A 14329-nucleotide genomic window follows, 5' to 3' on the forward strand; every position below is an offset into this window, starting at 1 on the left:
CATATATATTATATCATATGAATCCAAACCAATGTTCTTTCTGCGGAAGAAAAAGAAATGAAGTGCAAATGTTGATTTCTGGGCAGAACGGTTTTATTTGTGAAAATTGTATAGAGCAGGCACATGTTATTGTGAAAGACAGTGCTTCCAAATCAGGATATTCACCTGCAGACAATATGGAAGATCTTAAAAAACCAAAAGAGATCAAAGAATTCCTGGATCAGTATGTGATCGGGCAGGATCAGGCTAAAAAACAGCTTTCCATTGCGGTATATAACCATTATAAGAGATTGCTTCATGCCCAGGATGAAAACAGAGAAGTAGAGCTTGAAAAATCCAATATCATCATGATAGGGGAAACCGGTACCGGAAAAACCCTTTTGGCTAAAACTATTGCCAGAGAACTTAACGTTCCTTTCTGTATTGTAGATGCTACTATTTTAACAGAAGCCGGTTATGTAGGAGAAGATGTTGAAAGTATCCTTTCAAGGCTGTTGATGGTAGCAGACTATGATGTAGAAAAGGCAGAAAAAGGGATTGTCTTCATTGATGAGATTGATAAGATTGCAAGAAAATCAGACAACCCAAGTATTACAAGGGATGTTTCCGGAGAAGGAGTACAGCAGGGATTATTGAAACTGTTGGAAGGAAGTATTGTAAATGTACCACCACAGGGAGGAAGAAAACACCCGGATCAGAAGTACATCCAGGTGAATACACAGAATATCCTGTTTATTGCCGGAGGAGCTTTTGACGGAATTAAGGAGATCATCGAAAGAAGAATGAATAAGCAGGCTATTGGTTTCAGTTCTGAAAAAATCAATAAAACTGATGAAGATGAATATATATTAACAAATATTAATGCGATTGATTTACGTTCTTTCGGATTAATTCCCGAACTTTTAGGAAGATTTCCAATCATCACTTACCTCGATAAATTAACAAAAGAAACCCTGGTAAGAATTATGAAAGAGCCTAAGAACTCAATTGTAAATCAATTTGTGGAACTCTTCAAAATGGATGGCACGAATTTGGTAATTACCGACGGGGCCATTGAAAAAATTGTAGAAGAAACTATTGAAAAAGGATTAGGAGCAAGAGGTTTGAGAGGTACCACAGAAAAGGTCCTGGAAGACTATATGTTTTCAATCGGAGAAGAGAAAGAAATTGTCTTAACAGAAGATAATATTTTGATTAATAGATAAAAAGTTTTTTTTTTAAAGAAAAAAATAATACCTTTGCGGGTGAAGATTGTATTAACACACAAATAATTTATACAATGAGAAAAAGTTTATTTGCTATAGGTCTTTTAGCAATTAGTTATTCTGTTCAGGCGCAGATACTATGTCATGTTGACACTAATGCTAATATGTATGTGAGCGAAGGCACCCTAGTTTATAGTGGTGGAGGTGTGCAGACAAAAGGCTCTGGTCTTTTGGAGGTACACGGAAATGTTATGATAGAAGGTACAGGAGCGGATGCTTTTAGAACATTAGATGCCACTGGTACAGGTTCAAAAACCGATGGCGGAAATATTGTTCTGAAATTAAATACTCCGGCCAGCTATACAACATCTACGTACGGACAATTGTACATTAATGGATTATCCCAGTCCAACATTACAGGTATTGTAAGCAAAGAGTACAGAACTGCAAAGCATGGTGATGGTAATTTTTACCAACAAATAGCTTTACCTTTTAATAATAAGGTATTAAGCAGTCTGTCTGGTGAGCTTAACAAAACCTTCACTGACGCCAGATATTCTAAGAATGAAATCCTAACCTGGGATAACCCTACTGTTGTAAGTAATACATTAACAACAGCTTCTGCAATACAGGTTCCTTACGGGTATTATATGCTGGGATCCAATAATAATAATTTGGACCTTAGTACTCCTCCTGGTGGAGCTAACGCTGTTTATACTGTTAATGGTCAGCCTTTCTCAAACCTAGCGACTGCTAATCTACAGAATGCTGGTAATGGTGTTAATTTCGGAGTAAACGGTACTGCTACTAATGCTTACAACGAGAAGTATTACACTTACCTTTATGATCAGTTTGAAGAAACTGCAAGTCCGTGGGCAGGTAATTATGGTAAGAATATTTACCAATTTGGTAACCCTTTCTTAACAAATTTAGATTTATCTGCTATTGGATATGTTGAAACCACTCCAAATGGTATTACTGATGGTAACGCAATCAATAATATTTGGGCCGTTCAATACTATCCAGGTTCTGTTCAATATACCAGCGCAGGAAGTTCGTTTACGGATCCTCTTATTATGACGTATGATGAAACCACTCATATTCCGGTAGGTGATGTTAATAACCTAATGGTAAAACCAATGGGAGTTTTCATTATGAAATTAAGAGATAACACTCCTCAAACTCTAAATTTTAATACTCTTAGAAGATTCAGTAACATAGCAAGACCAGCCAATACTGATTATAATGTAAACGCTAAGAAAGCTTTTGGTGCTACAGCTGGAAATACTATCAAGCAATTAGGTGTAATTGGTTTAGATGCTAATGGTAAAGAATTAGGAAGAACTTATTATGTGGTTTCAGCACATGCTACTACAGGCCATCAGACTTCTACAGCTACTACAGTACAGGCAGCAGCTGGAGATAACTTGCTTGTTACATATGAAGAAAAGTTAACGGGAGGAATTGACCCTAATTACAGCTCGAATTATTCATTATATATTAACGAAGCTAATGAGAAAGATTTCTTAGGTAAAGAAATTGTTTTAAACAGTTTTGATTACCAAGAGCCTAACCACGTTCAAAAAATTGTTTCCTACAAATTTGAGGTAAGAGAAAATGCTGAAATGGTTCCTGCTGGAACACATCAGTTATCTTCCGGAACCGGGTTCTATTATAAATCAGCTAACGGAGGTGTAGAAGAAATTAAACAAGGACAAACCATTCCTGTAAGTTCAAAAACTTATAGCCTGTATTATGGAACACCTGATAAAGGTTCATTAGCAACTAAAGAAAATAATACATTAGCACTTTCCAGAACAATGGTTGTATATAACCCAGCGGTTAGCAACTATATTGTTAGATTTGATAAAAATTGGAAAAAAGCAGATATTGAAGTTTATGATATGAGTGGTAAACTTATTATCTCTAAGAAAGCAGTGGATACATCTAAAGATTTTGTAATTGAACTTGATGGTTCAGTGAAGAGTTCTTACGTTGTAAAAGTTGTTTCCGATAAAGGAGTAGTAGTTAACACCAAAATCTTAAAATAAATAATATGAAAACTATAAATAAACTAGTATCCGCTCTTTTGCTTTTTGTGATATCATTCGCTAATGCAGAAACCAATAATGCTATTCCTCCAGCTCCGGAATCCGCTGCAAGAGGAGGTATTGGAGGAGGTGGACCAGGAGCACCTGCTTCTCCGATCGATATGTATGTATATTTGCTTGCTGTAGTAGCTGTTGTATTCATCGCATTCTACACAAAAAAATATAAAAGTATAAAAGCATAAAATTTTATTAAAATAATATTAAACTCTCTGATTAATCAGAGAGTTTTTTTATTTTTACTTTATGAAAAAAATTTATACACTATCTGCGGTTTTAGCTGCATTTGCATTGCAGGCTCAGTTTACAGTTATAGTTCAAACACCGGCAGATTTTAAAGATCAGGACGCTATTCTATATACATTAAACGGTTCAAAAGATATTGTTGTTACTAAAGAACAAAGTAAGAATAATATATGGACTTTTAAATATCCAAATAAGTATATGGGAATGATGAAAATTTACTTCCCTACAACTAATAACACAGTAAGCTTTATTTCTGAAAACAAAAATATAAATATTAAACTTGATATTCAGAATAACAAAGTGAAGGATGTTGTTTACCTGGATGAAGCAAATGATCTAATGAGCAGACAACAGGAAGGTTCTCAAAAGAAAGAACTTATTCTTCCTGCTTTAAGTCAGATTAAAGAATACTATAAAGATAACACAGACTTTGGAAAAGCCCTGAAAACAGAAATTGACAGACTTTCCGGTACTTCTACTACTATTGATGGTGCTAAGCACCCGTTTATTGCTTACTATAATACTAACTATAGTAAATTCCTGGGGAACCCTCCAGCTGGTACTAAAAAACCAGATCAGGATGAAATTATTAACTTTCTGGATAAGTCTAATGATATGCTTGAAAGCTCGTCCTTGCTGAGACCTGTATTAGTAGCTTATTTAAACTCTGGAGGCAATGCCAATGTGGGAGCTTCAGTAGATAAGCTTTTAGACAGTTTAAAGGTAGAAACTCCAAGAGGCCAAACGGTATTATCTGAGCTTATTGATATTTTCGATGTTTATCAGATGGATGATTTTAAAACTAAATATCTTGGTCTGGCGAAAAATCTTAAATGTACTATTAATGATAGATTGGCGTCTACTTTGAAATCAAATGCCAATGTAGAAATGGGAGCAGTATTCCCTAATTATAAATTCCAGTCGCCAACAAATACTACAGTGAAATCAATTCATGATGTGAAAGCGGATAAGAAAATTATAGTGTTCTGGTCGTCTACATGTTCACACTGTGAAACTGAACTTCCGAAACTGTTGGAAAAATATAATGATTTAAAAGCAAAAAATATTCAGGTTATTGCATTGTCTTTAGATGTAGATAAAAACTCTTATTCTAATAAAATTACTGCATTTCCATGGATCAATGATTCGGAATTAAGAGGCTGGAACAGTAGTTATGTAGATACCTACAATGTTCATGCAACACCGACGTATTTTATTTTAGATGCTAATAACAAGATAATCAATAAACCAGATCATGTTGGTAATGTTTTAGAATATTTTAAGCTAAAATAATTTTGGAGGTAAAAAATATTTTTCTATATTTGCACCACCAAAACGGCGAGGTAGCTCAGTTGGTTAGAGCGCAGGATTCATAACCCTGAGGTCACGGGTTCAATTCCCGTCTTCGCTACAAAAACCGCAATCATTCATTAATGGTTGCGGTTTTCTTTTTTTATTCAATCGCTTTCATTTTTTGAAATTGCTTTCACTTATTGTTGGCTGCTCTCCTAATAAAATGGTATTCAAAGGTTTCATTTTATTTTAATTACAGACATATTCTATTCTGCCTATTTCATATAAGAGATATTTAAATTTTATTCCCGTTATGAGGATGAAGATGAAAATATTTTTCTATATTTGCACCACCAAAACGGCGAGGTAGCTCAGTTGGTTAGAGCGCAGGATTCATAACCCTGAGGTCACGGGTTCAATTCCCGTCTTCGCTACAAAAAAATAGCAATCATTTATTAATGGTTGCTGTTTTCTTTTATACAATTATTTTTCTCAGTTACTTTTGTTTATTGTCCTTATTATTCTTAGAAAATGTTACCCGGAAATTTGCTTTATTTGATTATTAAAGTCAGACTAAAAATATTCCTGGTACTATGTGATGTATATTTCCTCCGGATAGAATAGTAAAGAAAGGGTATATAAAAAAGCCGTTCCCTTAAGTTAAGAAACGGCATCTTTTATTCATAAGCTTTGGTTAAGCCTGATAGCCCAACAGCTTTCTTATCTGATAGAAGAATCTTTCAATAAGTCTTAAGTCTTGAGTTACAATCTCAGCACTTCCTCTCAGCTCTTTATCAAATTTCAGATTTTTATTATAGCTTGTTTTTAATCCTTTTGGCAGAACCACATCTACATAATAATTTCCTTTGTCGTCCGGAATAAGTGATATATTCTGAACTTTTCCTTCTACAATTCCATATTCCTGGAAACGGTAGTTATCCAGTTTGATTAATACTTTTTCTCCAGGAATGATCTTTCCGGAGTTTACAGTAGGAACAGACATTCTGCCTACTAACTTCTCCTTATTTTTAGGAAGAATGGATATAATAGGTTCACCTGCTTTTACGAACTGATTTTCGCCAAAAAACTGCTGAAAGCTGGCAACACCATCCGTAGATGAAATAACAAGGTAATTTTGCTCCCAAAGTTTTAGGGCTTTTCTTAGCTGTTCAAAAAGCTGAAGGGTTTGGGACGAATAATTGATTTTGTCTTTTTCAGTATTAATTACTGTACCGCTTTTGGTTTTGTTAAGATTTGAAATTCCTTCCTCAGCCTGGGAAATAGAAATATTAATGTTTTCAAGGTTCTGTTGAGCCTGAATATATTTGATCTTTTCACTCTCAAGTTCCATGGCCGAAATTACACCCTGATTGAAAAGTTCCTGATATCGCTGAAAGTTTTTCCGGGTAAGATCATACTTAGCCGATTCCAGGTTTTTTTGCTGTTTCAAAGTGGCAATTCTAGCTCTGGATTCAGATAAACTTAGGTTGGTTGCAAGATTTTCCGGTGCATAAGGCTGCAATCTTGTGAAAAGCTCTTCATCCTGAAATGCTTTTGCAAAACTGTTGTAATCTCCCTGCAGTTCACCCAGCTTATATCTTGAAGTTTGAGCAATAGGGAAAGAACTGAGTTGATTAGGTGATATAGAATCTACCAGTTCTTTTAATGCTATAACATCTTTATAATTGGCAGCTGATAACATCACCATCAGTAGCTGGTCTTTCTTTACTTCCTGATGATCTTTAATGAATATTTTCTCGATCTTGGAGTTGATTCTCGCTTCTAATTTTTCCGGCGGATTTTGAGAGGTCACTATAATAGGAGCCGGTACAAATTCCGGATATTTTATAATATAACTCATAACAAAAATGAGCAGGATAATTACGAATATAAGGGTGTTTCCCCAACGGATCATCCAATTAGGTGGTTGGGTAAGAATATCCTGTACACTTTCCGAACGAAGTTCAATATTGTCTAAAACGTCTTCTTTCATTGTTTTCTGATCAATTTCTCCTCTTTTTAGAGAAGCATTTAAGTTAGGTTAAATTTCAGTTTCCTGACGACGGCATTAATTTCCTAGTTCAAGCTGATTTCTTACCAATCGGTAATATTCTCCGCGCAGGTCTACCAATTCGGCATGGCTGCCTTCTTCTACAACTTTTCCTCTATCCAGTACAATAATCTTATCGGCATGTTTTACTGTAGAAAGTCTGTGGGCAATAACCACTGCAGTTTTACCCTTAAAGAACTGTTCAAGGTTTTCCATAATGATTTTCTCATTATTGGCATCCAGTGCAGAGGTAGCTTCATCGAATAAAATATATTCAGGAGATTTATAAACGGCCCTGGCGATAAAAAGCCTTTGTTTTTGTCCACCGCTTACTCCAACGCCTTCATTTCCGATTTTTGTATTATAACTTAACGGAAGGCCTTCCACAAATTCTTTGATATTAGCTATTTCTACTGCGCGTCTTAGCTTCTTTTTATCGATGTGATCTTCACCAACGGCTATATTGTTGGCAATCGTATCATTAAATACATATCCTTCCTGCATTACAACTCCGCAATGATCTCTCCAGAATCTTGGAGAAATATTCTTCAATGAAGTATTCCCTATTTTGATGTCTCCCTGGTCCGGGTCATAAAATTTCATCAGAAGTTTCAATAGGGTAGTTTTTCCACTTCCACTGGCTCCCACAATTGCTGTAGTCTTCTGATAAGGAATCGTAAGACTTAGGTTTTCAAATACAGGAACATCCGAGCCAATATATCTGAATGACATGTCAGTAATTTCTATATCTCTTTTAGGGATTTCCATAGCATATTGTTCATCTTTATTTTCTTCATCTTCCTTATCATGAATTTCACCTAATCTTTCAAGAGATATTTTGGCATCCTGAGTTTGTTTTATGAAGTCAATAAGCTGAAGAAGCGGGCTGTTCAGCTGTCCGATGATATATTGAACAGAAAGCATCATCCCCAGAGTTAAGTTTCCGCTTAATACTAATTTTGCAGACAGGAAACTTACCAGAATATCTTTCATTTGGTTAATGAAGTTTCCTCCTACAGACTGCCACTGTTCTAAAGACAGGGATTTTATTCTGATTTTAAATAATTTTACCTGAAGGAATTCCCAATCCCATCTTTTTTGCTTTTCAGCATTATGCATTTTTATTTCCTGCATCCCGTTGATAAGCTCAATTACTTTACTCTGTTCCTGAGAAACCTGGGAAAACCTTTTGTAATCAAGTTCTTTTCTTTTTTTCAGGAAGAAACTGATCCATCCGATATAAGCTATTGCTCCTATAAGATAAACAATGAAAAGTCTGTAATCATAAAACAGGAGTACAATACTGAAGATAATCAGATTGACTAATGAAAACAGGGTATTTAATGAAGAACTCGTAAGGAGTTGTTCTATTCTATGATGATCATTAATTCTCTGCATAATATCCCCGGTCATTCTGGTATCAAAGAAGCTGATGGGAAGTTTCATCAGTTTGATAAAGAAATCAGAAATAATGGAAATGTTGATTCTTGCAGAAAGATGGAGAAGAATCCAGCTTCGGATAGTCTCAATACCCATTCTGCCGAAGAACAGCATAATCTGTGCAAGAAGGACAAGATAAATAAAGTTGATATCCTGGTTCTGTATTCCGACGTCTACAATACTCTGGGTAAGAAACGGGAAAACCAATGACAGTAAACTTCCCGCGAGAAGACCTACGGCCAGTTGAATAACAAGTGATTTGTATTTAAAAAGATATTTGGAAAGAAAAGAAAAGCTGGCTTTACTTTCTTCATTGTCAAATTCAGTTTGAAAGAATGCCGGTGTTGTTTCCAGTATAAGGGCTATTCCTTCCTCAGTGTTTTCGTTGGCATTTTCGCCGATCCAGGCTTTGATAAATTCTTCCGGGTTATAGGTGATTAATCCGTAACTGGGATCAGAGATATATACCTTGTTATTTTTGTCAACTTTATAAACAACTACAAAGTGGTTTTTATTCCAGTGTACAATACATGGAAGCGGAACTTCTTCTACGAGAGTTTTAAAGTCGACCTGAACGCCCAGTGAGCGGAAGCCAAGATTTTCTGCTGCATCACTTAATCCAAGAAGGCTGCTTCCTTCACGGGTAGTTTCAGAAAGAGCCCGTATTTGTTGCAGGGATATACTTTTACCGTAATATTTACTTACAATTCTAAGACATGTAGGTCCACAGTCTTTAGTGTCTGGTTGTTTATAAAAAGGGAATTTTTTCAAAACTAATAATCATTATAAAATGCCGTCATATGCTGACGACATTTTTACTTTATTCAATATTATAATTCAATGAAATGGTTGGCTAGTAATAGCATCATTTGTTACATGCATCTATAGCATCTTCTTTAGGTGCATTGATCTTAGATTCACAATAGCTCGCTTCACTTTGAATTCTAGCACATTCCTGAGTGATACCACCTTTCAGTGTTCTTAGGCTTTCTCTTGAAAGTTCTTTTAGATTTTTCATAATAAATAGTTTTTGGTTTACCTACTCTTTTAATAGCTTTTCGGATACCGCTTTTGTTTTTCCTAAGATAGTGAATTTCTGAATCACTGGTTATGATTAAATTTCTTCGTCTTCTATTAATTCATCAATAAAGAATACAATATCTTCTCTGTCATACTTTTCAGGAAACTGATAACCGTTAATTACCAGGATTGGGGTAAAGTTAAGCCCTGCATTGTTATTTTCCACTGTCATTTGGGTCAGCGGATTTAAATTTTCTGATGTAGGAACTCCTCCGGAAAGAATATTGATTTTGTTTTCATCCCTTGTTTCAAACCATTCTTCTACAGCGTGCAGGAATTCTTTTTCCGGTTTATTGTTGTAGATGTAGGTAAGATCCGAGATCAAAGTATTGTATTTTTCATTAGATCTTTCAGGGGTATAATTGAACCTCATTTGTAAGGAAATGTCATCAGGATATTTTTTTAAAAGACTTTCTGCCAGTTTATGACCATCTTTACAGAAACCACAGTAAGGATTGGAAATAATAGAAATACGAAGTCTGGCATCCTTTTTACCCACTGAAAATGTTTCAGTATCCTGAAACTCTATTTTATCTTTTTCTAACAACTGACTTTTAAACAGTTCATAATTTCTTTTGAATCTAAGGTTTTTAGCATTGCTTTTCTGAAGTTCCTCTTTTTGCCCAAGCAGGGTATTGAAATACATTACTGCCGAAAAAATAAGCGCCCATAAAATAATCATAAGTAAAAGAGCACCTACTCCAAAAGTAAGATTCTGGAAAAAGATAGTACTGATAACTAATTGCCCAACCAGAATGGAAATAATTAGTAAGCAAACTCTACAAAATGTCTTTTCAACAAAGGCCTGGATGTAAAGAGAGTAGCCAATAGCCAGTATAGAAACAAATGTAAAACCTTTTACGATATAAGCTGTAGCTGGTAAAAATAATCCTAACACAGCAAGCCCGGTGAAGTAAATTAATGAAAAGTCTGAAAACTTTAATCCCAAAATACTGGTCTTATCCTGCTTAATGATTCTGTCACAGGAGTTTGCTGTTTGGGCTGCAGGAGAAGCTCCACAAATACTTCCTATAACAGTAGATGTATTTCCGAATTTCTGATTGAATAGTTCCAATGAAATATAAACTCCTGCTAATGAAAGAAGATTAAAGATAGCTTCAAGCGGTTCCTGATAAATAAAAGAATAGATCAGGATTACGGCAAAAATAGCATATAAAACAGGTTTGAAATTGAAAGCTGTTTTATTTTCTACATTTTCAGTCTTTTCAAACAGCAGAACAAAGTCTGTAGAATTTTTGTAAAGCTCCTCTCTATCTAATGTTTTTGCCTTTTCAGAATATACAGCATAATGGCTTCCTGATTTTTTTACCAATGAAAATGCATTGTCAACAATGGCGATAAATTCTTCAGGAAGTTCATCCCAGTATTCTTTATCAAGCTGATAAGCATCGTTTTTTACTCCCAAAAAGTTTAATGTATCGCTGAAAGCCAGCGCAGAGGGGTAGTTGGGATGAGAATTAAACTGGAAAATAAATTCCTGTTTATCAAGTTTTAGGTAGTTAATTAGTTTATCAAAAATCATATTAATATTTTCATCTAAAATACACAGATGTTTTAAATTAACAAAAATATTTTTCTTTTATTAGTGAGATATAACAGGTGATTGATAGATATGGTTTGAATTTCAATATTTTATTCTGAGGTCCCCGGTTAGAAAAAGTGTTTTTATGTTGGATAAAATAAATCTGAAGTAAAATATTCAAATAGAAGTTTTTGTTGATGTGCATTCCATTTTCCCACAGATGATATAGAAAGGTTTTCATGGTTAATGTTTACATTCATAATTAGCACATCTGTGGGATTGGAATACTCTATTTGTGTTCTTACCTTTTAATTTGAGATATTTTCCATATTATAGTGTTCCATAGCCTTTTGTTTCAAAGGGCTTTCACTCCAGTCTTCCCAGGTGCAGGTATATGGATCATATCCGCATTTTAAAGGTTTTGAAATGTCAAGGTTCTCTTTATTCTTGTGGGTTCTTTGTGTAAAAGCTCGGCAATCAGTACATATATATCGAAACTCACAATCTTTACAAATTTCTATTTTATCCTTAGTGAGGTTCCAATATTTTTTGAAATCACTTTTTATTAGAATCTCTTCAAGACTGGATTGATGGATATTTCCAAATTTTTCCGGCATTAAAGGGCAGTTCTTTATATTACCGTTTATATCAATTCCCATTTTTTTGTGTAAACAGGAATTATGATTAATTGCTTCAAGAACTTTTGGAAGATTGGTATTGAAATATTTTAGATCTACTTTTCCGCAGGCGGATATTTTGAGGTTTTCATGGTTAAAGTTTATAGTAAATCTAAATATTTCTCTTGTCTTAAAAGGGGACTCTGGGCAATTGTAAAAAACGAAATTATAAATTCTTGTAGTTGTTTGGTTCAGAGTTTGAAAAAACTCCTTATCTAAGGCATTATGAAAAGGGGCGTATATTTCTATACCTTCTAAAACAGAACCTTTAAACTTACTGTCGATATCCTGATACTCTTCAAGAGAAAGCTCCTTAGTACAATAAATCACTAAATGCTTTACACCTAAGTTGTTTATAGAACTTTTTATCCTGTCAAGAATAAGGATATTATCAATTTCAATAAAAATATTTGATATCTTGTTTGCTTCTTGGAACTGATAGGATAATGGAAGGAAATTTCTATCCCAATCTCCATTTGTTATAAAACCATATTCTTTTTCAAGCAGAAAGTCTATATATTCATGAACAATTTCTTTAGATTCAGTATCATAATTCTCTAAGATATTTTCAATGGAATCGTTTTTCAGGTCCTCAATAATATCATATAATTCCAAAGGGTAAAGATCAGATACCTTTCTCTGCAGATCAGAGATCAAGATTCTTCCGGCACCTTTGGTGATTAAAATATTACTGAACAGGTTAAAATATCTCATAATAGTCTTGTCAATGCTTTTATTGGTCTTTCCCTCATCAGGTAATCAGTTTGATAAGTTTCACATTCTACATAGTGTATGTTAATACTGTTTTTATCATTAGACTTTTCAGTCCCAAGCTTTTCAATAAATTTAAAGGTAAGAGGTAATTTATTTTTTTCTTGTTTAAATAGTTTCTTCATAAATATTGTGCTATTTCTTTCTCTAATGAGTAGTTGCAGATATCTGAAAGTCCTATGAACTGACCTGTAGGATTCACTTCCAAAAAGTAGAAAATGTCTCCATTTTTTATAAAATCTATTGAACCACAGCTTAAGCCTAGCGATCGCATGAGCTGATGCGTTTTTTCTTCAATATCTTCAGGAAGCTGATAGGATACCTTCCTGTTGGGATTTTTATAATTATATTTTCTGAAATCGGTTTTAGTTTGTTCATCATTTTGAGAAATAATTGCAGTAGACCACATTTTACCATCCAAATAAAAACTCCTGATCTCAAAATCCTTTTCAATTTTTTCCTGAAAGAAAGTAATGAAGAACTTTTCCTTTTCTTTTTCCTGTACAACCGAAGTGTAAATAATGCCGTTGAAATTTTTATCAACAGAATCCAATATCACATTTTCGGTAATGGGTTTTGTAATTGTTTCATGGATAATAACTTCATCTGTATTCTCAGCTAAAAAGTATTCCGGAACGTTTAACCCTATTTTTTTTGCCTGTTCCAGAACTAAGAGTTTATTGACGTGATTGTTGCTTTGTTTGTTAATGCTTTTTTTTGATTCCAAAGTTTTGATCACATAATCTTCAAGCCAATGCTGATGTTCATCCATATGATGGTTGACAGCATTATTTTCATAAGATAGACGTTTGAATTTTAAGCCTCCTCTTCTGTACCATGTGCTGGCAATTTCATCCAGAAAAAAACTGTTTCTGTCACTAATCAGGTAAATTCTTTTCTTATCGGTTTTAATTTCAAAAAACTCATCTTCATGCACACGAATAAACTTCTTTCCCATTGCCGAAAGATATTTGATGACTTTTGTAGTCGTGGAATCTCCGTTATTCGATATGATGAGTATCATTCTGCTTCTCTTTTTTAAAATAATCTTTTCTTATTTTGGAGCTGTGTTTCATACTTGGGATTCCCAGGCTCTTACGGTTGCGATCAGTCTGCGTACTGTCTTGTACCGGAATCATATTAAAGCCGTAGCGTGTGATTTTTTTATGAGATCCTAAGTAAGTATCTTCCATTCTTGCGTAGTCACGAGGAGAAAAATCTCCCGATTTTACATATTCCAGTAATTTGTCCTTTATAAAAGGATAATCTTTTTTGGACTCAACCATATGAGAGATAAAAGTTGGCATAGGAAACCATCCAATTTTTTCAGGCGTTGGAAATCCATAATTTTTAAAGGTCCATATTAATAGTTTTGCATTTTTCTCAACGTTTTTTCTGGTCAGTGCAGTATCAAGGGGCCGTCCTTCCTGATCCCTTATCAGAGCAATCTTGAAAGAGTCAATGAGTTTTTTATCCAGGCCTTGTTTCCATTCTGTTATTTTTTGTTCTACAGATGGATTATCTATTCCATATTTATTAAAAAGGGGCAGGTATTTTTTATATTCATCACCATAAGGAGCAACCAGAGAAATTAGCTGATAAAGGCTTTTTTTCCCACCAAAATCTTCATGATATTGATCGGCAAGGGTTATATAAGTTGCATATTCTTCAATACGGTCCTGATTTTTAGGAGTATATTCTTCAAAGATTTTCCGATACTCTTTTACAGCTAGTTTAGGGTTATTGGCCATTCTGTATATGCTGTCAGCCTCATTTACTTTGTTATAATAAGTAATGTAATTCTTTTTACAAGATATAAGGGATAATAAAGCAATAAGAAGAAAACCAGATCTTATTAATGATGAAATTTTCATAAATGATATAATTTAATAATATGGTGAAAAAAAGGAGGGATT

The 14329-nt window shown here is 34.2% G+C and carries 11 protein-coding genes and 2 tRNA genes; 6 read left to right on the forward strand and 7 right to left on the reverse strand.

What is annotated here, in order from left to right:
• Positions 1 to 17 precede the first annotated feature (17 nt).
• From clpX to EG339_RS08610, 6 genes are all read left to right on the forward strand, one after another.
• Positions 18 to 1205, forward strand: a complete 1188-nt coding sequence (clpX, locus tag EG339_RS08585; protein ID WP_123869829.1) for an ATP-dependent Clp protease ATP-binding subunit ClpX — start codon at positions 18 to 20, stop codon at positions 1203 to 1205.
• A 74-nt stretch (positions 1206 to 1279) separates the two neighbouring features.
• Positions 1280 to 3256 (forward strand): T9SS type A sorting domain-containing protein, encoded by a 1977-nt coding sequence (locus tag EG339_RS08590; protein WP_123869830.1) that lies wholly within the window; start codon positions 1280 to 1282, stop codon positions 3254 to 3256.
• Positions 3257 to 3261: 5 nt separating this feature from the next.
• Entirely contained in the window at positions 3262 to 3498 is a 237-nt protein-coding gene (locus EG339_RS08595; protein ID WP_123869831.1) for a signal peptidase, read from the forward strand.
• Positions 3499 to 3559: 61 nt separating this feature from the next.
• Positions 3560 to 4852, forward strand: a complete 1293-nt coding sequence (locus EG339_RS08600) for a TlpA family protein disulfide reductase (RefSeq protein ID WP_123869832.1) — start codon at positions 3560 to 3562, stop codon at positions 4850 to 4852.
• Between the two features lie 44 nt (positions 4853 to 4896).
• Positions 4897 to 4970: transfer RNA gene (locus tag EG339_RS08605), tRNA-Met, on the forward strand.
• Between the two features lie 242 nt (positions 4971 to 5212).
• Positions 5213 to 5286: transfer RNA gene (locus EG339_RS08610), tRNA-Met, on the forward strand.
• A gap of 260 nt (positions 5287 to 5546) precedes the next feature.
• Here the strand turns inward: EG339_RS08610 and EG339_RS08615 are convergent.
• The 7 genes from EG339_RS08615 to EG339_RS08640 all read right to left on the reverse strand — a co-directional run bounded on the left by EG339_RS08615 (position 5547) and on the right by EG339_RS08640 (position 14287).
• The gene (locus EG339_RS08615; RefSeq protein ID WP_123869833.1) at positions 5547 to 6845 is read right to left on the reverse strand and encodes an HlyD family secretion protein; all 1299 of its coding nucleotides are present in this window, start codon (positions 6843 to 6845) and stop codon (positions 5547 to 5549) included.
• 75 nt (positions 6846 to 6920) lie between these two features.
• The gene (locus tag EG339_RS08620; RefSeq protein WP_123869834.1) at positions 6921 to 9113 is read right to left on the reverse strand and encodes a peptidase domain-containing ABC transporter; all 2193 of its coding nucleotides are present in this window, start codon (positions 9111 to 9113) and stop codon (positions 6921 to 6923) included.
• A gap of 94 nt (positions 9114 to 9207) precedes the next feature.
• Entirely contained in the window at positions 9208 to 9360 is a 153-nt protein-coding gene (locus EG339_RS24205) for a bacteriocin-like protein (RefSeq protein WP_164466422.1), read from the reverse strand.
• A 96-nt stretch (positions 9361 to 9456) separates the two neighbouring features.
• Positions 9457 to 10965: a vitamin K epoxide reductase family protein gene (locus EG339_RS08625; RefSeq protein WP_123869835.1), complete on the reverse strand. Its 1509-nt coding sequence runs from the start codon at positions 10963 to 10965 to the stop codon at positions 9457 to 9459.
• A 308-nt stretch (positions 10966 to 11273) separates the two neighbouring features.
• Complete coding sequence (gene gwsS, locus EG339_RS08630) at positions 11274 to 12356, reverse strand: grasp-with-spasm system SPASM domain peptide maturase (RefSeq protein ID WP_123869836.1); 1083 nt, start codon at positions 12354 to 12356, stop codon at positions 11274 to 11276.
• Positions 12357 to 12534: 178 nt separating this feature from the next.
• The gene (gwsG, locus tag EG339_RS08635; protein ID WP_123869837.1) at positions 12535 to 13437 is read right to left on the reverse strand and encodes a grasp-with-spasm system ATP-grasp peptide maturase; all 903 of its coding nucleotides are present in this window, start codon (positions 13435 to 13437) and stop codon (positions 12535 to 12537) included.
• Complete coding sequence (locus EG339_RS08640; RefSeq protein ID WP_123869838.1) at positions 13415 to 14287, reverse strand: hypothetical protein; 873 nt, start codon at positions 14285 to 14287, stop codon at positions 13415 to 13417. Before EG339_RS08640 ends, gwsG begins: the two co-directional genes overlap by 23 nt.
• Positions 14288 to 14329: the final 42 nt, after the last annotated feature.

Origin of the sequence: Chryseobacterium bernardetii (genome assembly GCF_003815975.1) — a bacterium.
In the GTDB taxonomy this organism is placed as follows: domain Bacteria; phylum Bacteroidota; class Bacteroidia; order Flavobacteriales; family Weeksellaceae; genus Chryseobacterium; species Chryseobacterium bernardetii.

Bases quoted from the DNA above. Each gene is read 5' to 3' on its own strand.
- gwsS (WP_123869836.1), bottom strand. From the start codon at position 12,356: ATGAGATATTTTAACCTGTTCAGTAATATTTTAATCACCAAAGGTGCC.
- EG339_RS08595 (WP_123869831.1), top strand. From the start codon at position 3,262: ATGAAAACTATAAATAAACTAGTATCCGCTCTTTTGCTTTTTGTGATA.
- EG339_RS08600 (WP_123869832.1), top strand. From the start codon at position 3,560: ATGAAAAAAATTTATACACTATCTGCGGTTTTAGCTGCATTTGCATTG.
- EG339_RS08615 (WP_123869833.1), bottom strand. From the start codon at position 6,845: ATGAAAGAAGACGTTTTAGACAATATTGAACTTCGTTCGGAAAGTGTA.
- EG339_RS08640 (WP_123869838.1), bottom strand. From the start codon at position 14,287: ATGAAAATTTCATCATTAATAAGATCTGGTTTTCTTCTTATTGCTTTA.
- gwsG (WP_123869837.1), bottom strand. From the start codon at position 13,437: ATGATACTCATCATATCGAATAACGGAGATTCCACGACTACAAAAGTC.
- clpX (WP_123869829.1), top strand. From the start codon at position 18: ATGAATCCAAACCAATGTTCTTTCTGCGGAAGAAAAAGAAATGAAGTG.
- EG339_RS08590 (WP_123869830.1), top strand. From the start codon at position 1,280: ATGAGAAAAAGTTTATTTGCTATAGGTCTTTTAGCAATTAGTTATTCT.
- EG339_RS24205 (WP_164466422.1), bottom strand. From the start codon at position 9,360: ATGAAAAATCTAAAAGAACTTTCAAGAGAAAGCCTAAGAACACTGAAA.
- EG339_RS08625 (WP_123869835.1), bottom strand. From the start codon at position 10,965: ATGATTTTTGATAAACTAATTAACTACCTAAAACTTGATAAACAGGAA.